This window comes from Variovorax sp. NFACC27 (assembly GCF_048301545.1).
Lineage (GTDB): Bacteria > Pseudomonadota > Gammaproteobacteria > Burkholderiales > Burkholderiaceae_C > Variovorax > Variovorax gossypii.
Map to the genome: position 1 here is coordinate 1690456 of NZ_CP157613.1, position 21446 is coordinate 1711901.

Consider the following 21446-nt stretch of genomic DNA (forward strand, 5'->3'; position numbering starts at 1 on the left):
CCATCTTTTCCTGCTTGCTTACTTGAGGCCGGCTGCTGCGCGCAGTGCGGGAGCCTGCGTGGTCGCTTCCCAGGTGAACTCGGGCTCCTCGCGGCCGAAGTGGCCGTAGGCGGCGGTCTTCTGGTAGATCGGGCGCAGCAGGTCGAGCATCTGGATGATGCCCTTCGGACGCAGGTCGAAGTGCTCGCGCACCAGTTCGGCGATCTTCTCGTCGGGGATCACGCCGGTGCCTTCCGTGTACACCGTGATGTTCATCGGCTGGGCCACGCCGATGGCGTACGCCACTTGGATCTGGCACTGGCGCGCCAGGCCGGCGGCCACGATGTTCTTGGCCACGTAGCGCGCGGCGTAGGCTGCCGAGCGGTCGACCTTCGACGGGTCCTTGCCCGAGAACGCGCCGCCGCCGTGCGGGCAGGCGCCGCCGTAGGTGTCGACGATGATCTTGCGGCCGGTGAGGCCGCAGTCGCCCTGCGGGCCGCCGATGACGAAGCGGCCGGTCGGGTTGATCAGGTAGCGCGTTTCCTTGAGCCACTCCTTGGGCAGCACCGGCTTGATGATCTCCTCGATGATGGCTTCGTTGAACGAAGCCTTCATCTTGGTGGGCGTCTCGCTCTGGTCGGGGCTGTGCTGGGTGGAGAGCACCACGGTGTCGATGCTGTGGGGCTTGCCGTCCACGTAGCGCATCGTGACCTGGCTCTTGGCGTCGGGGCGCAGGAAGGGCAGGCGGCCGTCCTTGCGCAGCTGCGCCTGGCGCTCGACGAGGCGGTGCGCGTAGTAGATCGGCGCGGGCATCAGCTCGGGCGTTTCGTCGCAGGCGTAGCCGAACATCAGGCCCTGGTCGCCGGCGCCGGTGTTCAGGTGGTCGTCCGATGCGTGGTCGACGCCCTGGGCGATGTCGTTGGACTGCTTGTCGTAGCAGACCATCACGGCGCAACCCTTGTAGTCGATGCCGTACTCGGTGTTGTCGTAGCCGATGCGCTTGATGGTGTCGCGCGCGACCTGGATGTAGTCGACGTGCGCGTTGGTGGTGATTTCGCCGGCCAGCACCACGAGGCCGGTGTTGGTCAGCGTCTCGGCGGCCACGCGGCTACGGGGGTCCTGCTCGAAGATCGCGTCCAGGATGGCGTCCGAGATCTGGTCTGCGACCTTGTCGGGATGGCCTTCGGAGACGGATTCGGACGTGAAGAGGAAGTCGTTCGCCATTTGTTCAAAACTCCTTGATTTGACTTGGCGCGTTGCCAACTCTGCGGAGCTCTGGCGAACGCTTTAGCAGATGTCGATTTCTCGACCCGGCACAATCGCACTGCTGCGCTTGTGTTTGTCGCCCTGCAAGTTGTTCCGTAACTCGGCGACAATTTGCATTCTATTCGAGCCGCGCAATACCATGCGCGCGCGTCCGTTTTTTGACCCCCTCCCGTATTCGATGATCACCCTGTTCCGCCTGCTCGCCCGCGTGCCGATGCCGCTGATGCATCGGCTCGGTGCATTGCTGGGCTGGCTGGTCTGGTGGAGCGCGCCCGGCTATCGCCGCCGCTTCAAGGCCAACGCCGAGAGCGCGGGCTTCGGCCCCGACCAATACCGTCCCGCCATCGCCGCCGCCGGCAAGATGGCTTCCGAGCTCCCCTGGCTCTGGCTGCGCCCGCAGGGCCAGACCGTGCTGAACCGCGTGGTGCGCTGGGAGGGCGTCGAGGCCTTCGAGGCGGCCATGCAGGCGAAGAAGGGCGTGATCCTGGTCGCGCCGCACCTCGGCAGCTGGGAGATGTGCGGCCAGGCCATCGGCGAGCGCTTTCTGTCCACCTACGGGCCCATCACCGCGCTGTTCCGTCCGGCGCGCAAGAAATGGATGGCCGACCTGATCGCCGCCGGTTCGCGCGACCGGCCCGGCCTGCAGACGCTGCCTACCAACAACACCGGCGTGCGCGGCCTGATCCGCACGCTGCGCAACGGCGGCTACACCGGCATCCTGCCCGACCAGGTGCCGCCGCTGGGGCAGGGCGTTTGGGCGCCTTTCCTGGGCCGCCCGGCCTACACCATGACCCTGCTTCCCCGCCTTGCGCAACAGACCGGCGCGGCCTGCTTTCTCAGCGTGTGCGAACGCTTGCCGAATGCGGCCGGCTACGTGATCCGCTTCGAGCCCATCGTCGGTACGGCGCTGACCGACCCTTCCGCGTCCATCGAGGACGCCGCCGCCGCCATGAACGACGGCATCGGCCGGCTGATCCACAGCCTGCCGGGCCAGTACGTGTGGGACTACGCCCGCTACAAGGAGCCGCGCGCCGAGCGCGTGGTCGCCGCGGCAGGGGAAGCCGCATGAGCCTCGGATCCCGACTCGGCATCGGCTTCATGCGAGTGATCGCGCCGCTGCCGCTGCCAGTGGTGCGCGGTTTCGGTGCGTTCCTCGGCCGCATCCTGCACACCATCGCAGTGCCGCGGCGGCGCGTGGTCGACACCAATCTGGCAGTCTGCTTTCCGGAGAAATCGGAAGCCGAGCGCCGTGCGATCGCGCGCGAGAGCTTCGTCTACGTGGCGCAATCGTGGCTGGACCGTGGCTGGCTCTGGCACGCGCCCGAGAAGACGGTGGCTAGCCGGCTCAAGATCGTCGGCGCGGCTGCGGAGATCGACGAGATCGCCCACGGCGACGAGCCCATGATTCTTTTCGCGCCGCATTTCTACGGCCTCGATGCGGCTGCGACTGCGCTCACGATGCACACCGCGCGCCCCTCGGCCACCATCTACACGACCCAGCGCGACCCGATGATCGACGCCTGGATCCGCGAGGGCCGCACCCGCTTCGGCGACGTGGCGGCGCTCAACCGGGTGGACGGCATCAAGCCGGTGCTGCAGGGCCTGCGCAAGGGCGGCCTGCTGTACCTGCTGCCCGACATGGACTTCGGCCGCGACCAGACCATCTTCGTGCCGTTCTACGGCGTGCAGGCGGCCACGGTGCCATCGCTGTCGCGCTTCGCACGGCTGGGCAAGGCCAAGGTGGTGCCGGTGGTGGCGAAGCTCACGAGCGAAGGCTACGAGATCGAAATCCTGCCGACCTGGCAGAACTTTCCGACCGACGACGTCGAGGCCGACACGGCGCTCATGAACGAGCGGCTGCAGGGCTACATCGACACGATGCCGTCCCAGTACTACTGGGTGCATCGCCGCTTCAAGACTCGCCCCGAGGGCGAGCCGCCCATCTACTGATTCGATTTCGGCAGCGTGCCCTCAGGGGTTGCGCTGCAGGAAACCCTCGATCTCGCGCGCGACCAGCTGCGGCTGCTCGTGCACGATCCAGTGGGTCGCGTTCGGGACCTTCTTCAGCTCGAGCTTCGGCACATAGTCTTCCAGTCCCTCGAGCAGGCCCGGCAGCAGGGCCGCGTCGTCGAGCGCCCAGAAAACGAAGGTCGGCACTTCCACCACCAGCCGTTCGCGCGGCAGCACGGGAATGCCGTCGATGGTCTGGCCCGGCAGCGGCGGCTTCATCGGCGTCACGCGGTAGAGATTGCAGGCGCCGGTGAGGCCCGCGCTCCAGACCTCGCGGTACTTCTGCTTCACTTCCTCGGTGAGCCAGCCGAAGCCGTCGGGGCCGGCCTTCATCAGCAGGAAGAAGGGCCACATGCGCTTGAAGTCGTCGGCCGCGAGCAGCGCTTCCGCGTCGGGGCGCGCGAGGAAGTTCATGTAGGCGCTGGCCTGCTGCTGCGCCGGACTGTTGCGCAGTTCCCGGGTGAAGGTGCCCGGGTGCGGCGAATTGATGATGACCAGCCTGCCGACCTGCTGCGGGAAGGCATTCGCATAGCCCCAGCCGAAGGCGCCGCCCCAGTCGTGGGCGACCAGCGCGGCCATGGTGCCGTCGGCGCTCTCGGTGGCGGCGAGCTGCTGGATGTCCTGGATCAGCAGGTGCGCCTTGTAGGCCGCCACGTCGGTCGGCGAGCTGGATTTCTCGAAGCCGCGCAGGTTGGGCGCCACGCAGCGGTAGCCGCCGTGGGCCGGGTCGGAGAAGTACTCGAGCAGTTCGTCCCAGATGAACGCGGCCTCGGGGAACCCGTGGAGGAACACCATCAGCGGCCGGCCCGGCTGGCCGGCGGCGCGGCAACTCAGGGTGGTGCCGTTGGGCAGGCTGCGTTGGAATGTCTCGATCATGCTTCTTGTCTCCTTCGGGTTGACTGTGTCGCTATTGTTTTGATAGTGAACTTCGCAGATGGGACGGTCGGTACAGCCTGCTCCTGTGTCAGGCGTCTTCCTGTGGCGGTGGCTCGGGTTCGGCGGCTGGCGCGTCGGCGCCTTCGGGGTGCACCCAGCGCCACAGCAGCTCCGCGGCCTCTCCCACGCCCTGCTTCTTGAGGGCCGAGAACAGTTTCACCTCGCCGCCGCCGGCCTGCAGTCGCGTAATGGACAGCACCTTGGCGCCCTCGCTGCGGGTGAGCTTGTCGGCCTTGGTCAGCAGCACGAGGAATTTCAGGCCCTGTTGCACGCGCGGACGGATCACGTCGAGCAGGATCTCGTCGAGCTCGGTCATTCCGTGGCGCGGATCACACATGAGGACCACGCCGCGCAGGTTTTCGCGCGTCATCAGGTAGTTGCCCATCACCCGCTGCCAGCGCAGCTTGGCCTCGCGCGGCACGGCCGCATAGCCGTAGCCGGGCAGGTCGGCGAGCACCGCGTCATCGACCTTCTGCTTGCCGACGCCGAACAGGTTGATGTGCTGCGTGCGGCCCGGCGTCTTGGAGGCGAAGGCCAGGCGCGTCTGTTGCGTCAGGGTGTTGATGGCGGTCGACTTGCCCGCGTTGGAGCGGCCGACGAATGCGATCTCGGGCAGGCCCAGGGGAGGCAGGTGCTCCAGCTGGGGGGCGCTGGTGAGGAAGTGGGCGGTGTGCAGCCAGCCCAGCGCCGCGCGTTCGCGCTCGGCGACCTGGGGGGCCGCGGCGGGAGCCGCGCGGGGAGGATAGGCTGCGGGCTTGGCGCGCGGGGAGGGCATCTACGGACTTTCGAAACAGGGCCCACATTGTAGAATCGTGAGGTTTTGCGCCATAAATTCGAAGCCCCCGATATGAAGTTGTTTGCCAATATTGTGCTTGCGGCCCTCGTGGGCATCGCATCCAGCGTGAGTTTTGCAGCCGATGAACACGCGGCCAATCCGAGTGCGGCGGCCGCCGCAGCGGCAAAACCGGCCAAGCCGGACCCCGCCAAGGGGGACACGCTGTTCAACGCAACGCCGGCAAACAGCCAGAGCTGCGCTTCCTGCCACAACGCCGACGGCAACTCCGCCATCGCCGCCAACCCGAAGCTGGCGCAGCAACATCCCGAATACATCCTCAAGCAGCTGCAGGACTTCAAGTCCGGCGCGCGCAAGAGCGCGATCATGAAGCCGCTGGCCTCGGCGCTGTCGGAAGAAGACATGCGCAACATCGCCTGGTTCGTGGGTTCGAAGAAGGTCAAGCCGGGCTTCTCGAAGGACAAGGACACCATCGCGCTGGGCGAGAAGATCTACCGCGGCGGCATCGGCGATCGCCAGATCCCGGCCTGCGCCGGCTGCCACAGCCCCAACGGTGCCGGCATCCCGGCCCAGTACCCGCGCCTGGGCGGCCAGAACGCCGACTACACGGTGGCCCAGCTCACCGCCTTCCGCGACAACGTCCGCCTGAACAGCCTGCCCATGACCGGCGTCGCCGCCAAGCTCAACGACAGGGAAATCAAGGCGGTCGCCGACTACATTGCCGGTTTGCGTTGATGATGGCGCTCCCTGGAGCGTGACCAGCCGCCGATAACAACCCAGACAAAGGGCGGGCCGATCCAGCAGGATGGCCCGCCCTTTTTTGTTTTTCTCCTTCTCTTCCTTTTCTACTTTCGCCCGATGTCCGTCTCCACCCATGGCCTTCGCGTTCATCGCGGCCCGCAGGTGCTTCGCGCCGCGGTGGAGCTGCTGTCGTCGATGCGTTTCGCGATCGCGCTGCTCACCATCATCTGCATCGCGTCGATCATCGGCACGGTGCTCAAGCAGCACGAGCCGATCAACAACTACATCAACCAGTTCGGGCCGTTCTGGGCCGAACTGTTCCGCGCGGCGCGGCTCGACTCGATCTACAGCGCCTGGTGGTTCCTGCTGATCCTGCTGTTCCTGGTGGTCAGCACCACGCTGTGCATCGTGCGCAACACGCCGCGCATCGTGGTCGACCTCAAGACCTTCAAGGAAAACATCCGCGTCCAGAGCCTGAAGGCCTTCGGCCAGCGTGCGGAAAACACGCTCGGCGAAGCGCCCGAGGCCGCGGCAAACCGCATCGGGCAGCTGCTCGTGAGCGGCGGGTGGAAGGTCAAGCTGCAGCGGCGCGAGGCCGGCGCCGACGGCAAGAGTGCCGAGGGCTGGATGGTCGCGGCGCGCGCCGGCGGCGCCCACAAGCTGGGCTACATCGCGGCTCACGGCGCCATCGTGCTGGTGTGCCTCGGCGGCCTGCTCGACGGCGACCTCGTGGTGCGCGCCCAGACCTGGTTCAACGGCAAGAGCGTATTCACCGGCGGCGGCATGATCGCCGACGTGCCGCCGCAGCACCGCCTGTCGGCCAGCAACCCGACCTTCCGCGGCAACATCCTCGTGCCCGAGGGCGGGCAGGGCAGCGTGGCCATCCTCAACCAGTCCGACGGCGTGCTGCTGCAGGAACTGCCGTTCTCCATCGAGCTGAAGAAGTTCATCGTCGACTACTACTCGACCGGCATGCCCAAGCTGTTCGCGAGCGAGGTGGTGCTGCACGACCGCGAGACCGGCGAGCAGGTGCCCGCGCGCATTGAGGTCAACCACCCGGCCAGCTACAAGGGCGTGGAAATCTACCAGTCGAGCTTCGACGACGGCGGCTCCAGGGTGAAGCTCAAGGCGGTGCCGATGACTGCCGCGGCCAAGTCTTTCGAGGTGGAAGGCGTCATCGGCGGCCCGAGCACCGAGATCACCAACGGCAAGGACAAGCTCACGCTCGAGTACGCCGCGCTGCGCGTGATCAACGTCGAGAACTTCGCCGACGCGAACGCCATGGGCAGCGGTGCCGACGTGCGCAAGGTCGACCTGCGCCACGGTATCGAATCGCGCCTGGGTGCCGCCAACAAGACCAACAAGCCGAAGGTGCTGCGCAACATCGGCCCGAGCATCGGCTACAAGCTGCGCGACGCCGCTGGCCAGGCGCGCGAATACCAGAACTACATGGTGCCGGTCGACACCGGCGACGGCCAGCCGGTGTTCCTGCTGGGCATGCGCGAGAAGCCCGACGAGCCGTTCCGCTACCTGCGCGTGCCGGCCGACGAGCAGGGCTCCATGGACGGCTTCGTGCGCATGCGCGCGGCGCTTGCCGACCCGGCCACGCGCGAGCGCGCCATCGAGCGCTACATCGCCAAGGCCACCGATCCCAAGCGCCCCGAGATGGCGGAGCAGCTGCGCGTGTCCGCCACGCGCGCGCTGGCCCTGTTCGCCGGCACCGAGCGCGCCAAGGCCGATGCCACCACCGTGGGCGGCTGGCAGGCCATTGCCGAGTTCATGGAAGTCAACGTGCCCGAGGCGGAGCGCGAGCGCGCCGGCGGGGTGCTGGTGCGCATCCTCAACGACGTGCTGTTCGAGGTGTTCAACCTGAGCCGCGAGGGCGCCGGCCTTGCCGCGCTGGCCAACGACGAGAAATCGCAGGCCTATCTGACGCAGGCCGTGCTGGCCATCAGCGACGCCCATTTCTACCCGGCCCCGGTCGCGATGATGATGACCGACTTCACCCAGGTGCAGGCCAGCGTGTTCCAGGTGGCGCGTGCCCCTGGCAAGAACATCGTCTACCTGGGCTGCCTGTTGCTGATCGTCGGCATTTTTGCCATGCTGTACGTGCGCGAGCGCCGCCTGTGGGTGTGGCTGACGCCCGGCGGCACGGCTGCTTCTGAAGGCGATGCAGCCGGTACGGCCGCCACGATGGCGTTCTCGGTCAATCGCAAGACCATCGACAGCGACCGCGAATTCGAGCATCTCAAACGCAAGCTGCTCGCCCTGAACAAAGAAGACCACGGGACAACATGAACACCACGACCCTCACGCTCAATGAAAGCTGGCTCTCGCGCCGCAACCTGTTCGACTGGGTGTTTGCGGCGCTGGTGGTGGCCGGCGGCCTGTTCGCCTTCGCGCGCCACGCGGGGTCGATGGACTATTACGAGAAGCCGATCCTCGTGGCCGCGATGGTCTCGCTGATCGGCATCTGCTGGTTCTGGCGGCCGCTGCGCGTGCTGGCCATCGTGGTTGCTGCCGCCTCGCTGCTGGCCATCGCGTCGTACCAGGGCGACCTGGCTCGCGCCGACAGCGTGTTCTGGCTCAAGTACTTCCTCTCGAGCCAGTCGGCCATCCTCTGGATGAGCGTGCTGTTCTTCATGAGCACGCTGTTCTACTGGCTCGGCTTCTTCGGCGGCAGGCAGTCGGACACTTTCGACACCATCGGTTCCCGCCTCGCGTGGGCGGCGGTGACGATGGCGCTGATCGGCACCATGGTGCGCTGGTACGAAAGCCACCAGCTCGGCCCGGACATCGGCCACATCCCGGTGAGCAACCTGTACGAAGTGTTCGTGCTGTTCTGCTGGCTGACGGCGGCCTTCTATCTGTACTTCGAGGAGCGCTACAACACGCGCGCGCTCGGCGCCTTCGTGATGCTGGTGGTCAGCGCGGCGGTGGGCTTTTTGCTCTGGTACACGATCGTGCGCGAGGCGCACGAGATCCAGCCGCTGGTTCCTGCGCTGCAGAGCTGGTGGATGAAGCTGCACGTGCCCGCCAACTTCATCGGCTACGGCACCTTCGCGCTGGCGGCCATGGTCGCCTTCGCCTACCTCATCAAGGAGCAGGCCAACGAGACGCGCTGGTACAAGCTCACCCCGATCTGGCTGCTGGGCGTGGCGCTGTGCTTCGTGCCGGTGGCGTTCCGCCAGCGCGTGCAGGAAGCCGGCGGCAGCTACTGGGTGATCTACGCGGGCATTTCCGCGCTGATCGCCGCGGGCATCCTGCTCGGGCGCAAGCGCATCGCGGCGCGCCTGCCGGCCAACGAAGTGCTCGACGACGTCATGTACAAGTCGATCACCGTCGGCTTCGCCTTCTTCACCATCGCCACCGTGCTGGGCGCCCTGTGGGCGGCCGACGCCTGGGGCGGCTACTGGAGCTGGGACCCGAAGGAAACCTGGGCGCTGATCGTCTGGCTCAACTACGCGGCCTGGCTGCACATGCGGCTGGTGAAGGGGCTGCGCGGCACCGTGGCGGCCTGGTGGGCGCTGGGCGGGCTGGCTGTCACCACTTTCGCCTTCCTCGGCGTGAACATGTTCCTGAGCGGGTTGCACAGCTACGGCACCCTGTAACTGCAAGCCTGCGGGCTTTCGCGAAGAATTATTGAAACCGCGCGCTTCGGCGGCGCGTAACCAGATCAGGGTCGGCCACGAACTACCCTGAGCACAACGATTCCGCGAAAGGTCCGTCATGTCGTTCCATTCCCGTCCGATCCGCCGCAGCAACAACAGCGGCGGCAACGGTTTCATCCATCCGCTGTCGAGCGAGATCACGTCCCGGGAGGTCTACGAAGGCCGCCGGGACATGCTGAAGCTCATGGCCGGCGGTGCCGCGGGAGCCGCGCTGGCGGCATTCGCCTCGCGCGAAGCCCTGGCGCAGACCGAGCGCCCCAACAAGCTGGCGGCGCTGCCCGGCGTGAAGTCGGCGGTTCCGGGCGCCATCTCGATGGAGAAGGTCACCGACTACAAGGACGCTTCCACCTACAACAACTTCTACGAGTTCGGCACCGACAAGGCTGATCCGGCGAAGAACGCCGGCACGCTGAAGACGCGGCCCTGGACCGTGGAGGTGGAAGGACTGGTCAAGAAGCCGGGCAAGTACGGCATCGAAGACCTGCTGAAGCTCAGCGCGCAGGAAGAGCGCATCTACCGCCTGCGCTGCGTCGAGGGCTGGTCGATGGTGATTCCGTGGGTGGGCTATTCGCTGGCCGAGCTCATCAAGAAGGTCGAGCCGCAGGGCAACGCCAAGTTCGTCGAGTTCGTGACGCTGGCCGATCCCAAGACCATGCCCTTCGTGGGCTCGCGCGTGCTCGACTGGCCCTACACCGAGGGCCTGCGCATGGACGAGGCGATGCATCCGCTCACGCTGCTTGCCTTCGGCATGTACGGCGAGGTGCTGCCCAACCAGAACGGCGCACCGGTGCGGCTGGTGGTGCCATGGAAGTACGGCTTCAAGTCGGCCAAGTCGATCGTGAAGATCCGCTTCGTCGAGAAGGAGCCGAGCACCGCCTGGAACAAGGCTGCGGCCAACGAGTACGGCTTCTATTCGAACGTGAACCCCAACGTCGACCATCCGCGCTGGAGCCAGGCCACCGAGCGCCGCATCGGCGACGGTGGTGGCCTGTTCGCCAAGCGGCGCAAGACCGAGCTGTTCAACGGCTACGAAGCGCAGGTCGGCCAGCTTTACGCGGGCATGGACCTCAAGAAGAATTACTGAGCCGGCTTCTGCGCGCGGTCATCGCCCCATGAACAAGCTGCTCATGCATCCGGCGACCAAGCCGGTCGTCTTCCTGCTGTGCCTGCTGCCGTTCGCGCTGCTGGCCTATGGCGCGTTCACGGACGGGCTGGGCGCCAACCCCGCCGAGTTCCTGATCCGCGCCACCGGCGACTGGACGCTGCGCTTCATCTGCATCGTGCTGGCGGTGACGCCGCTGCGCGTGATGAGCAAGTGGAACGCGCTGGCACGCTACCGCCGCATGCTGGGCCTGTTCGCGTACTTCTACGTGGTGCTGCACCTGCTGTGCTACAGCTGGTTCGACATGGGCTTCGAGTGGAGCGACATCGCGAAGGACATCGCCAAGCGGCCGTTCATCCTGGTGGGCTTCTCGGCCTTCGTGCTGCTGACGCCGCTGGCGGCCACCTCGTTCAACCGTGCGATCAAGGCGATGGGTGCGAAGCGCTGGCAGCTGCTGCACCGGCTGGTCTACCTGATCGCGGGGCTGGGCCTGCTGCATTTCTTCTGGATGCGCGCGGGCAAGAACAACTTCGCGGAAGTGTTCGTCTACGCCGCGATCATCGGCGTGCTGCTTGCGTGGCGCGTGTGGAATTTCGCCAGCAAGCGCGGCAAGGCGAAGCCGGCGGCAGGCGCAGTACGCAACGGCGAGAAGCCGCTGCGTACCGGCTGAAGGACTGCAGTCAGCCGTCGATCTCGCTGCGCAGCTGGTCTTCCATCGTCTCGCGACGGCGGATCAGCCTAGCGCTCGCGCCGCTCACCAGCACTTCGGCGGCGCGGCCGCGCGTGTTGTAGTTGCTGGACATGCTCATGCAGTACGCACCCGCCGACAGCACGGCCAGGAAATCTCCGGCCAGCACGTTGAGTGCGCGGTCGCGGCCGAGCCAGTCGCCGCTTTCGCAGACCGGGCCGACCACGTCGTAGGTCGTGGCATTGCCGGCGCGGGCGCGCACCGGCACGATGCGCTGGAAGGCCTGGTACATCGCGGGACGCGGCAGGTCGTTCATGGCCGCGTCGACGATGCAGAAGTTCTTGTCTTCGCCGGGCTTGGTGTAGAGCACTTCGGTCAGGCACACGCCGGCGTTGCCGACCAGCGAACGGCCGGGTTCGATCACCAGCTTGCGCTTGCCGAAGCCGCGCGCGTCGAGCTTGGCGAGCAGCTGCTGCCACAGCGCATCGGCCTTGGGCGGCACTTCGCCGTTGTAGTCGATGCCCAGGCCGCCGCCGAAGTCCAGGTGATGGATCGGTACGCCGGCAGCCTCGATGGCTTCCACCAGGTCGAGCACGCGGTCGCATGCGTCGAGATAGGGCGAGGCTTCGGTGATCTGGGAGCCGATGTGGCAGTCGATGCCCACCACCTCCAGGCCCGGCAGTCGCGCGGCGTGCTTGTAGGCCTCGACAGCGCGGTCGTGCGCGATGCCGAACTTGTTGCCCTTCAGGCCGGTGGAAATGTACGGATGCGTCTTCGGATCGACGTTCGGATTGATGCGGATGCTGATCGGCGCACGCTTGCCTTCGGCAACCGCCACTTCGTTGAGCACGTCGAGCTCGGCTTCGCTCTCGACGTTGAAGCAGGCGATGCCGGCCGCGAGGGCCTGGCGCATCTCGGCGCGGGTCTTGCCCACGCCCGAGAAGATGATCTTCTTCGGATCGGCGCCGACGGCCAGCACGCGCGCCAGTTCGCCACCCGAGACGATGTCGAAGCCGCAGCCGGCTTCCGCGAACACGCGCAGCACGCCGAGCGAGGAATTCGCCTTCATCGCGTAGCAGATGAGGGCGTCGCGTCCCTCGAAGCCGCGCTGGTACGCCGCCAGGGCGTCCAGCATCCATTGCTGCGAGTAGACGAAGAGGGGAGTGCCGTGCTCGCGGGCCAGCGCATCGAGCGCGGCGCCTTCGACGTGCAGCGCGCCGTCGCGTTCCGCGATGTGCGGTTGGCCGGGCAGGGAGTTGGCGGTTGCGCTCACTTGCGTTGCTCCGTGCCGGTGTTGTTGCTGTTGCTGCCCGCCGGTGCGCTGGCGGCTGCGGCCGGCGCGGGGGCAGCCTGACTGGAAGACGTAGAGGAAGTGGAGGGCGACGACCTCAGGCTATCGGGCGTCATGAGCTCCGGCAGCGTGGCGCGCCCGGCGGCGGCCGGATCGGTCGGCAGGTACAGCGGACCGCGCTGCCCGCAGGCCGCGACAAGCCCGGCGGCGCCCACGGCGAGGCAGACCATGAGCGCAGCGCGGACGCGGGTGCTCACTAGAATTTGGTGAACGTTCAACATGGCGAAATTGTAATGACCGACACCGAGTACATGGATCGCGCCGAGGCTGCCCTTGCAGCCATCGAGCTGGGCTGCGACCGCATCAACGAAGCGACCGACGCGGACATCGACAACCAGAGGGTGGGCGGGATGATCACGATTTCATTCCGCAACGGCAGCCAGCTGATCGTGAACCTGCAGAAGCCCCTCCAGGAAATCTGGCTTGCCGCGCGTTCCGGCGGCTATCACTACCGCCACGACGGCAAGGCCTGGCTCGACACCAAGACCGGCGAGGAGTTCTTCGGCAATCTGTCGCGCGAAGCGACTCTTCAGGCCGGGCAGCCGCTGAGCTTCGCGGCTGCCTGATCTTTCGCGGCCCTTTCGCGTCCGCCGCCTTCAGTTGCGGAACAGGTCGAGGATGCGGTTGCGCTCTTCGGGCGGGGCCGGCGGGCTCACCGGGGCACCGGTCAGAGCCTCCACTGGCGCCGCGGGTGCGGATTCCACCCCCAGGCTTGCAACGCCGCGTCCTGGCGCATAGTCGTCGTAATACCACTCGCCGCCGACGTTCACGATGCCCGAGGGCGGATTGGCCGACAGCTCGGTCACGGGCACGCCCTTGATGGCGGTTTCCATGTAGGTGATCCAGATCGGCAGGCTCAGGCCGCCGCCGGTCTCGCGGTCGCCCAGGTTGCGCGGCGTGTCGTAGCCGATCCACGAGATGGCCGTCATGGTGGGCTGGAAGCCGGCGAACCATGCGTCGAGCGAGTCGTTGGTGGTGCCGGTCTTGCCGTACAGGTCGGGGCGCTTGAGCATCGCCTGCGCCTTCGCGGCGGTGCCGCCGCGGGCCACGGAATTCAGCAGCGTGTCCATGATGAAGGCATTGCGTTGCGGGATGACGCGCAGCGATTCGCTCAGCAAGGGCGGCTGCTTGTCGACCAGTACCTTGTCCTTGTGGTCGGTGATGCGGGTCACGAGGTAGGGATTGACGCGGTAGCCGCCGTTGGCGAACACCGAATAGCCCACCGCCATCTGCATCGGCGTGACCGAGCCTGCGCCGAGCGCCATCGGCAGGTAGGCCGGGTGCTTTTCCTTGTCGAAGCCGAAGTTGGTGATCCATTCCTGCGCATAGCGCGTGCCGATGGACTGCAGGATGCGGATCGACACGAGGTTCTTCGATTTCATCAGCGCGGTGCGCATCGACATCGGGCCGTCGTAGCCGCCACCGTAGTTCTTCGGCTCCCAGGGCTGGCCGCCGGTGGTGCCGGCGTCGAAGAAGAGCGGGCCGTCGTTGATGACCGTGGCGGGGGTGAAGCCTTTCTCGAGCGCGGCCGAGTAGATAAAGGGCTTGAAGCTCGAACCCGGTTGGCGCCATGCCTGCGTCACGTGGTTGAATTTGTTCTTGCCGAAGTCGAAGCCGCCGACCAGCGCCTTGATGGCGCCGTCGCGAGGGTCCATCGCGACGAATGCGCCTTCGACCTCGGGCAGCTGAGTGATTTCCCAGGTGTTCTTCGGCGTCTTCACCACGCGGATGACCGCGCCGCGGCGGATCTTGATGTTCGGCGGGGCCTTGTCGGAGAGGCCGGACTGCGCGGGCTTGAGGCCATCGCCAGTGATCTGCACGGGGTCGCCGTTGCCGCGGACTGCATCGATCTGCTTGGGCGTGGCCTTGAGCACAACCGCCGCCATCACGTCGCCGTTGTCGGGGTGGTCGGTGAGCGCATCGTCCACGGCCTCGTCGAGTTCCTTGGGATCGTTCGGCAGGTCGACGAACTTCTCGGGGCCGCGATAGATCTGGCGGCGCTCGTAGTCCATGATGCCCTTGCGCAGCGCCTTGTAGGCGGCGGCCTGGTCGGCAGCGACCAGCGAGGTGTAGACCTTGAGGCCGCGCGTGTAGGTGCTGTCGCCGTACTGCGCGTACATCAGCTGGCGAACCGTTTCCGCGACGTACTCGGCGTGCAGGCGATTCGGGTCGGCGGCATCGCGCAGATGCAGCTCTTCCTTCTTGGCTTCCGCGGCTTGCTCGGCGGTGATGAAGCCGGCTTCCTGCATGCGGTCGATCACGTAGAACTGGCGGCCGCGCGCGCGCTGCGGGTTGTTGACGGGGTTGTTGGCGCCGGGTGCCTTCGGCAGGCCGGCCAGCATGGCGGCCTGCGCGATGGTGAGCTCCTGCAGGGGCTTGCCGAAGTAGGCTTCGGAGGCGGCGGCGAAGCCGTAGGCGCGGTTGCCGAGGTAGATCTGGTTCAGGTAGATCTCGAAGATCTGGTCCTTGGTCAGCAGGTGCTCCAGCTTGAAGGTGAGCAGCACCTCGTAGATCTTGCGGGTGAGCGTTTTCTCGGAGCTCAGGTAGACGTTGCGCGCCACCTGCATGGTGATGGTCGACGCGCCCTGGCTCTTCACGCGGTTCATGTTGGCCAGGCCGGCGCGCACCATGCCCTTGTAGTCGACGCCGCCGTGGTCGTAGAAGCGAGCGTCTTCAGCGGCCAGGACGGCATCTTTCACGACCTTCGGAATCGCCGAGATCGGGGTGAGGTTGCGGCGCTCCTCGCCGAACTCGCCGATCAGGATGCCTTCGGCCGAGAACACCCGCAGCGGCAGCTTGGGCCTGTAGTCGGAGAGCTCGCTGATGTCAGGCAGGTTCGGGTAGGCGACCGCGAGGGCCACGGCGACTACGCACAGCACGGCAAGCACGCCGGCCAGCGCGATGCCGAAGCTCCAGAAGAAAAAGCGCAACAGCCATTTCAGCCAGGTCGGGCGCTTGGTGGGAGGGGTCTTGGCTGGCCCTTTGGGGCTGGAAGTTTCTTGCATGAGGGGCCGCACAGAGTCACCCGACATTATAAAAAGCCGCCCCCTCCACACGATCCGATCTTTGAGGGGCTTGCATTGCCCTAATTCAAAAGTTACAAAATGCGGTTTTGACGTCAGGTTTTGACAACGCTTCAGGGTTTTGCCCTGCGGCGTTGCTTGGTTGCCGCTACGCCTGCTGCTAGCATGCAACCGAATTCAATTTTTTCTATTGGTTACAAATACAGGGGAAGAGGAACCTAACTTGGCTGCTCTTGGATCATTGTTTCGTCGTCAGAACGCTCCCCTGCTGGGGCTGGACGTAAGTTCGTCCAGCGTCAAGCTGGTCGAGCTCGGCCGCGAGGCCAGCGGCAAGCTGGTCCTGGAGCGCTGCGCCATCGAGCCCCTCGAGCGCGGCTGGATCACCGACGGCAACGTCGAGAAGTTCGACGAGGTGGCCGAAGCCGTCCGCCGCGTCATCCGCAAGAGCGGCACGCGTACCCGCAACGTGGCGCTCGCGCTGCCGCCCTCGGCCGTCATCACCAAGAAGATCATTCTTCCCGGCGGCATGAGCGAGCAGGAGCTCGAGATCCAGGTCGAATCCGAGGCCAACCAATACATCCCGTTCTCGCTGGACGAAGTCAGCCTCGATTTCTGCGTGACGGGACCGAGCACAACTTCCGCCGGCGACGTCGAAGTGCTGATCGCCGCATCGCGCAAGGAGAAGGTCCAGGACCGTGAAGGCCTGGCGGAAGCCGCCGGTCTGAAGGCGATGATCCTCGACGTCGAGTCCTATGCTTCGCGACTGGCAACAGCCCGCCTGATCGAGCAGCTGCCCGGCAAGGGCGTTGATTCGATCGTGGCTCTCTTCGAGGTGGGTGCCTTCACCACCAGCATGCAGGTGCTGCGCAACCAGGAAGTGCTGTACGACCGCGACCAGGCGTTCGGTGGTGCCCAACTCACGCAGCTTATCGTGCGCCAGTACGGTTTTTCCGCGGAAGAGGCCGAAGCGAAGAAGCGTAGCGGCGACTTGCCTGACGACTACGGCTCGGGTGTCCTGAAGCCCTTCGTGGAAAGCATCGCACAGGAAATCGCGCGCGCGCTCCAGTTCTTTTTCACCAGCACGCCGCACAACCGCGTCGATTACGTCCTGCTGGCGGGTGGATCGGCTTCGCTGCCGGGCCTGACCAATGCCGTCACGCGGCAGACGTCGTTCGCCTGCTCGTTGCTCAATCCCTTCGAAGGGATGGAAATCAGCTCGAACGTTCGCGAGAAGAAGGTACGTCGCGAGGCGCCGTCCTATCTCACCTCGTGCGGGCTGGCCATGCGGAGGTTCCTGCAGTGATCCTCATCAATCTGCTTCCGCACCGCGAAGCTGCGCGCAAGCGCAGGCGCGAGGCGTTCTATGGCACCCTGGGCGCCGCGGCGGTTCTGGGCGTCCTGATCGCAGGCCTGGGTTACCTCTGGTTCGAGGCCCAGATTTCGGCACAGCAATCGAAGAACAGCTTCCTCCAGGCCGAGATCAAGAAGCTCGAAGTCGAGATCAAGGAAATCTCGACCCTGCAGGAAGAAATCGCCGCGCTGCGCGCGCGCCAGCAGGCGGTCGAAGATCTCCAGGGCGACCGCAACCTTCCTGTGCACCTGCTCAACGAGCTGGTCCGGCAGTTGCCCGATGGCGTCTACCTGACCAACATGAAGCAGGACAACCAGACTGTCACGCTGCAAGGCATGGCGCAGTCGAACGAGCGTGTCTCGGAACTGCTGCGCAACCTTGGTAACAACAGCCCGTGGCTGGTGAAGCCCGAGCTGGTCGAAATCACGTCGGCGAACGTGAACCTGAATCCACGCGACCAGCGTCGCGTGGCGAACTTCACGATGCGCATTGGCCTGAAACGCCCCACCGATGCTCAGAAGGCCGCCGCCGATAAGGCGCTGGCCGCAACGGCGCAGTCCAAGGGGTAACCGATCATGGCAAGCAATCGCCCCTCCCAGAAAATCGACGTCGCCGCTGCATTGCAGCGCTTCGGCGACCAGTTTCGCGGGCTCAATCCGAACGATCCGTCGGCATGGCCGTCGGTGCCCCGTTATGCGCTCTGCCTGGCGGTCACCGCATTGGTGCTCGTCGCCCTCTGGTTCGCCTGGCTGACCAATTCGAACGACGAGCTCGAGAACGAGCGTTCCAAGGAAGTCGCGCTCAAGGCCGATTACCAGAAGAAGGTGGCCCAGGCAGCCAATCTCGAGTTGCTGAAGAAGCAGCGCGAGCAGGTGCAGCAGTACGTGACCCTGCTCGAGAAGCAGCTGCCCAGCAAGGCCGAAATGGATGCCCTGCTGTCGGACATCAACCAGGCGGGCCTTGGTCGCAGCCTTCAGTTCGAACTGTTCCGTCCGGGGCAGGTGTCGGTCAAGGACTACTACGCCGAGCTTCCGATCGCCGTTCGCGTGACCGGGCGCTACCACGACATGGGAGCTTTCGCCGCCGACGTGGCGGGCCTCTCGCGCATCGTGACGCTGAACAACATCTCCGTCACCCCGCAGAAGGACAAGGACGTGCTGACGATGGATGCCACCGCGCGTACCTACCGTTACCTCGATGACGACGAGCGGGCCGCGCAGAAGCGCGCTTCCGCACCGAAGGCGAAGAAATGAAGATCGTCGCCAAAGTACTGTGGCTGACGCTGGCGGCGTCGGCACTGAGCGCCTGCGATTCGGACCAGGAAGACCTGCAGCGGTGGATGGCCGAGCAACGCGCCCAGGTGAAGCCCTCGGTGCCGCCTATCTCCGAGCCCAAGAAGTTCACCCCGCAGGCGTACACCGAAGCCTCGGCGTTCGAGCCTTTCAACATCCTGAAGCTGACCCAGGCGCTGCGCCGCGAATCGAACCAGCCGAGCACCTCCGAGCTGATCGCGCCCGAACTGGCGCGCCGCAAGGAGGCGCTCGAGGCCTTCCCGCTCGACTCGATGGCCATGGTGGGAAGCATGAATCGCAACGGTCAGCCGGTGGCGCTGGTCCGTGTCGACAAGCTGCTCTACAAGGTGCGCGTCGGCGAATACCTGGGACTCAACTACGGGCGTATCACCCGAATCAACGAAACCGAAGTCGCCCTGCGTGAAATCGTGCAGGACGCCGCCGGTGAATGGATCGAACGCGTCGCGACGCTGCAGCTGCAAGAGAGTGCGAAATGAACCATAAGAAATCAACGATGGCACAGTGGCTGCGCGCTGCCGGCCTGGGTCTGCTGGCTTTCGGCGCATTGGCCGTGGCCCATGCGCAAAATGCCATCGAAGCCGTGACCAGCTCCACGCAGTCCGGCTCGGAAGTGATCCGTATCGATCTTGCGCAACCGCTCGCCGCGGTGCCCGCCGGATTCACCGTGCAGACGCCGGCGCGCATCGCGCTCGACTTCCCGGGCGTCACCAATGCCATCGGCCGTTCCGCCATCGAAGTGAATCAGGGCAACCTGCGCTCGGTGAACGTGGTGCAGGCCGGTGAACGCAGCCGCGTGGTGCTGAACCTGAAGCAGGCGACAGCCTACAAGGCCGAGATCCAGGGCAAGTCGCTGCTGGTTGTGCTGGAGCCGGTCGCCGGCGCCGCGCTTGCCGCATCGGCGGGCACGACCTTCGCGGAAAACCGCAACCGGGACACGCTGCCTCTCAAGGACGTCGATTTCCGCCTCGGCTCCGACAGCACGGGCCGGGTCATCGTCGATCTTCCGAACAACCAGGTGGGCGTCGACGTCAAGCAGCAGGGCAAGAGCCTTGTCGTGGAGTTCACCAAGTCCACGTTGCCCGAGGGCCTGCGCCGTCGTCTCGATGTCGCCGACTTCGGAACTCCGGTTCAACTGATCACTTCGCAGCAGTCGGGCGACCGTGTCCGCATGACGATCGACGCCAAGGGTGACTGGGAGCACAGCGCCTACCAGAGCGAGAACCAGTTCGTTGTCGAAGTTCGTGCCCGCAAGGTCGACCCGACCAAGCTGACCCAGGGCGTGGGCTACAACGGCGAGAAGCTGTCGCTGAACTTCCAGAACATCGAGATCCGCTCGCTGCTGCAGGTGATCGCCGACTTCACGAACTTCAACATCGTGACCTCAGACTCTGTGAGTGGTGCCCTGACGCTGCGGCTGAAGGACGTGCCCTGGGACCAGGCCCTCGACATCATCATGCAGGCGAAGAACCTGGGCATGCGCAAGAACGGCAGCGTGCTGTGGATCGCGCCGAAGGATGAGATCAACGCCAAGGAAAAGCTCGAGTTCGAGGCCAAGGCCGCGATCGAGAATCTGGAGCCGCTGCGGACCCAGTCGTTCCAGCTCAATTACACCAAGGCGATTGCCATTGCGCAGGGTCTGACGGGTACGGGGGCATCGTCTGGTGGCGGTGGGGGTAGTGGTACGACGACGCGTATCCTGAGCCCGCGCGGTAGCGTCATCGCCGAGTCGCGCACGAATCAGCTCTTCGTCTCCGACATCCCGTCGCGCTTGGCCCAGGTGACCGACTTGATCCAGAAACTGGACGTCCCGGTTCGCCAGGTGCTTATCGAGGCCCGGATCGTCGAAGCTTCCGACACCTTCGGTAAGTCGCTCGGTGTGCGGCTGGGCGGCGGTATCTCCGGCGAGCGTTTCGCCTCCTCTGCTGGTAATCGGGCCTACGGCAACATCGGCGTGATGCCTGTCGTCACGCCAGGCACCAACGGTAGTGCCAGCACCGCCACCACCACTTGGACTAACTCCAACTTCATCAACCTCCCTGCAGGCGACGCCGGCGGCACCGGTAACGCTGCAGGCACCTTCGCGATCTCGCTCTTCAATTCGAGCTTCTCGCGCATGCTGAACCTGGAAATCTCGGCGCTCGAGGCCGACGGCAAGGGCAAGCTGGTGTCCAGCCCCCGCGTCATCACGGCCGACCAGACCAAGGCGCTGATCGAGCAGGGCGAGGAAATCCCGTACCAGCAGGCCACGTCCAGCGGCGCTACTTCGATCTCGTTCCGCAAGGCGGTGCTGAAGCTCGAAGTCACGCCCCAGATCACGCCTGAAGGCAACATCATCCTGACGCTGGACGTGAGCAAGGACGCCCGTGGCGTGAACACGTCGGCGGGCCCGGCCATCAACACCAAGCACGTGCAGACCGAGGTGCTGGTCGAGAACGGCGGCACGGTTGTCATCGGTGGTATCTTCGAGCTCACCGAAACCAATGACGAATCGCGCGTGCCGGTGCTGGGTGAAGTGCCCTATCTGGGGGCACTGTTCCGCAAGCGCGAACGCGTTGCCAACAAGACTGAAATGCTCGTCTTTATCACCCCGAAGATGATTACCGACCGCAACGCCGCGCGCTGACGCGCGGGCGTAGCAGCCACCGCGTGGCGGTCGCACTCGTCGGCTTGCCCGGCGCCGGAAAATCCGCAGTGGGCCGGCGCCTGGGGATGCGGCTGGACCTTCCTTTCGTGGACACCGATCACGTGATCGAGCAGCGCATCGGCTGCTCGATCCGTGATTACTTCGAGCGCGAAGGCGAAATCGCCTTCCGGGATCTCGAACAGACCGTGATTGCCGATCTGGCGGCCAACGCCCAGGGCGTGCTGGCCACGGGAGGCGGTGCTGTTCTGCGGGAAGCCAACCGCAAGCAGTTGCGCGATCACTTCCACGTGATCTACCTGCGCTCCTCCCCTGAAGACCTGTTCCGGCGCCTGCGCCACGACGTGAAGCGCCCCCTGCTGCAGGTGGCCGACCCACTGGGGCGGTTGCGGGAGTTGCACGATGCGCGCGACCCGTTCTACCGGGAAACCGCCCATGACGTGGTCGATACCGGCCGCCCGACGATCGCCATGCTGGTGAACATCATCGTGATGCAGCTCGAGCTGGCGGGCGTCGTCGAACCGGGTGCTCATCCGGAAGATCCCCCCGCCTGAGCCTGCCGGCCGCGCAGCGCCTAAACT

At 65.6% G+C, this 21446-nt stretch carries 20 protein-coding genes; 14 read left to right on the forward strand and 6 right to left on the reverse strand.

Annotation, left to right across the window (positions count from 1 at the left end):
• Window positions 1-18 precede the first annotated feature (18 nt).
• Window positions 19-1203, reverse strand: a complete 1185-nt coding sequence (metK, locus tag ABL840_RS07880) for a methionine adenosyltransferase (protein ID WP_093196434.1) — start codon at window positions 1201-1203, stop codon at window positions 19-21.
• A 220-nt stretch (window positions 1204-1423) separates the two neighbouring features.
• Between metK and ABL840_RS07885 the strand changes: the two genes are divergently transcribed.
• Together ABL840_RS07885 and ABL840_RS07890 are read left to right on the forward strand one after the other, a co-directional pair.
• Window positions 1424-2314: a lysophospholipid acyltransferase family protein gene (locus tag ABL840_RS07885; protein ID WP_093196432.1), complete on the forward strand. Its 891-nt coding sequence runs from the start codon at window positions 1424-1426 to the stop codon at window positions 2312-2314.
• Window positions 2311-3195, forward strand: a complete 885-nt coding sequence (locus tag ABL840_RS07890) for a lipid A biosynthesis acyltransferase (RefSeq protein ID WP_093196430.1) — start codon at window positions 2311-2313, stop codon at window positions 3193-3195. Before ABL840_RS07885 ends, ABL840_RS07890 begins: the two co-directional genes overlap by 4 nt.
• Window positions 3196-3216: 21 nt before the next feature.
• Here ABL840_RS07890 and ABL840_RS07895 read toward each other — a convergent pair whose 3' ends face one another.
• Together ABL840_RS07895 and yihA are read right to left on the reverse strand one after the other, a co-directional pair.
• Window positions 3217-4131 (reverse strand): alpha/beta fold hydrolase, encoded by a 915-nt coding sequence (locus ABL840_RS07895; RefSeq protein WP_093196428.1) that lies wholly within the window; start codon window positions 4129-4131, stop codon window positions 3217-3219.
• An 88-nt stretch (window positions 4132-4219) separates the two neighbouring features.
• Window positions 4220-4966 carry a ribosome biogenesis GTP-binding protein YihA/YsxC gene (yihA, locus tag ABL840_RS07900; RefSeq protein WP_093196426.1) on the reverse strand — a complete coding sequence of 249 codons (747 nt, stop codon included), beginning with the start codon at window positions 4964-4966 and terminating at the stop codon, window positions 4220-4222.
• A 72-nt stretch (window positions 4967-5038) separates the two neighbouring features.
• Between yihA and ABL840_RS07905 the strand changes: the two genes are divergently transcribed.
• From ABL840_RS07905 to ABL840_RS07925, 5 genes are all read left to right on the forward strand, one after another.
• A complete protein-coding gene (locus ABL840_RS07905) occupies window positions 5039-5719 on the forward strand; it encodes a c-type cytochrome (RefSeq protein WP_093196424.1) in 681 nt (226 codons plus the stop codon).
• Between the two features lie 123 nt (window positions 5720-5842).
• The gene (locus ABL840_RS07910) at window positions 5843-8023 is read left to right on the forward strand and encodes a cytochrome c biogenesis protein ResB (RefSeq protein WP_093299803.1); all 2181 of its coding nucleotides are present in this window, start codon (window positions 5843-5845) and stop codon (window positions 8021-8023) included.
• Window positions 8020-9336: a c-type cytochrome biogenesis protein CcsB gene (gene ccsB / locus ABL840_RS07915; protein WP_093196420.1), complete on the forward strand. Its 1317-nt coding sequence runs from the start codon at window positions 8020-8022 to the stop codon at window positions 9334-9336. Before ABL840_RS07910 ends, ccsB begins: the two co-directional genes overlap by 4 nt.
• A 118-nt stretch (window positions 9337-9454) precedes the next feature.
• Window positions 9455-10480: a protein-methionine-sulfoxide reductase catalytic subunit MsrP gene (gene msrP, locus ABL840_RS07920; protein ID WP_093196418.1), complete on the forward strand. Its 1026-nt coding sequence runs from the start codon at window positions 9455-9457 to the stop codon at window positions 10478-10480.
• 28 nt (window positions 10481-10508) lie between these two features.
• Window positions 10509-11168, forward strand: a complete 660-nt coding sequence (locus ABL840_RS07925) for a sulfite oxidase heme-binding subunit YedZ (protein ID WP_093196416.1) — start codon at window positions 10509-10511, stop codon at window positions 11166-11168.
• Window positions 11169-11178: 10 nt separating this feature from the next.
• Here ABL840_RS07925 and lysA read toward each other — a convergent pair whose 3' ends face one another.
• Window positions 11179-12459 carry a diaminopimelate decarboxylase gene (lysA, locus tag ABL840_RS07930; RefSeq protein WP_093299805.1) on the reverse strand — a complete coding sequence of 427 codons (1281 nt, stop codon included), beginning with the start codon at window positions 12457-12459 and terminating at the stop codon, window positions 11179-11181.
• A complete protein-coding gene (gene lptM, locus ABL840_RS07935; protein ID WP_093196413.1) occupies window positions 12456-12758 on the reverse strand; it encodes an LPS translocon maturation chaperone LptM in 303 nt (100 codons plus the stop codon). The genes lysA and lptM overlap by 4 nt, the downstream gene beginning before the upstream one ends.
• A 12-nt stretch (window positions 12759-12770) precedes the next feature.
• Here lptM and cyaY point away from each other — a divergent pair, with 12 nt between their 5' ends.
• A complete protein-coding gene (cyaY, locus tag ABL840_RS07940) occupies window positions 12771-13103 on the forward strand; it encodes an iron donor protein CyaY (RefSeq protein ID WP_093196411.1) in 333 nt (110 codons plus the stop codon).
• A 30-nt stretch (window positions 13104-13133) separates the two neighbouring features.
• Here the strand turns inward: cyaY and ABL840_RS07945 are convergent, their stop codons facing one another.
• Window positions 13134-15542 (reverse strand): penicillin-binding protein 1A, encoded by a 2409-nt coding sequence (locus tag ABL840_RS07945; RefSeq protein WP_093196409.1) that lies wholly within the window; start codon window positions 15540-15542, stop codon window positions 13134-13136.
• A 241-nt stretch (window positions 15543-15783) separates the two neighbouring features.
• Here ABL840_RS07945 and ABL840_RS07950 point away from each other — a divergent pair, with 241 nt between their 5' ends.
• The 6 genes from ABL840_RS07950 to ABL840_RS07975 are packed head-to-tail and all read left to right on the forward strand — an operon-like array spanning window position 15784 to window position 21419.
• Complete coding sequence (locus ABL840_RS07950) at window positions 15784-16863, forward strand: pilus assembly protein PilM (RefSeq protein WP_093196407.1); 1080 nt, start codon at window positions 15784-15786, stop codon at window positions 16861-16863.
• Window positions 16860-17480, forward strand: a complete 621-nt coding sequence (locus ABL840_RS07955) for a PilN domain-containing protein (RefSeq protein ID WP_093196406.1) — start codon at window positions 16860-16862, stop codon at window positions 17478-17480. The genes ABL840_RS07950 and ABL840_RS07955 overlap by 4 nt, the downstream gene beginning before the upstream one ends.
• Window positions 17481-17486: 6 nt before the next feature.
• Window positions 17487-18164: a type 4a pilus biogenesis protein PilO gene (locus tag ABL840_RS07960; protein WP_093196404.1), complete on the forward strand. Its 678-nt coding sequence runs from the start codon at window positions 17487-17489 to the stop codon at window positions 18162-18164.
• Window positions 18161-18700 carry a pilus assembly protein PilP gene (locus ABL840_RS07965; protein ID WP_093196402.1) on the forward strand — a complete coding sequence of 180 codons (540 nt, stop codon included), beginning with the start codon at window positions 18161-18163 and terminating at the stop codon, window positions 18698-18700. The genes ABL840_RS07960 and ABL840_RS07965 overlap by 4 nt, the downstream gene beginning before the upstream one ends.
• On the forward strand, window positions 18697-20847 hold the full coding sequence (gene pilQ / locus ABL840_RS07970; RefSeq protein ID WP_093196400.1) for a type IV pilus secretin PilQ: 2151 nt from the start codon (window positions 18697-18699) through the stop codon (window positions 20845-20847). The genes ABL840_RS07965 and pilQ overlap by 4 nt, the downstream gene beginning before the upstream one ends.
• Before the next feature lie 23 nt (window positions 20848-20870).
• On the forward strand, window positions 20871-21419 hold the full coding sequence (locus tag ABL840_RS07975; RefSeq protein ID WP_093196399.1) for a shikimate kinase: 549 nt from the start codon (window positions 20871-20873) through the stop codon (window positions 21417-21419).
• The last annotated feature ends 27 nt before the right edge of the window (window positions 21420-21446 follow it).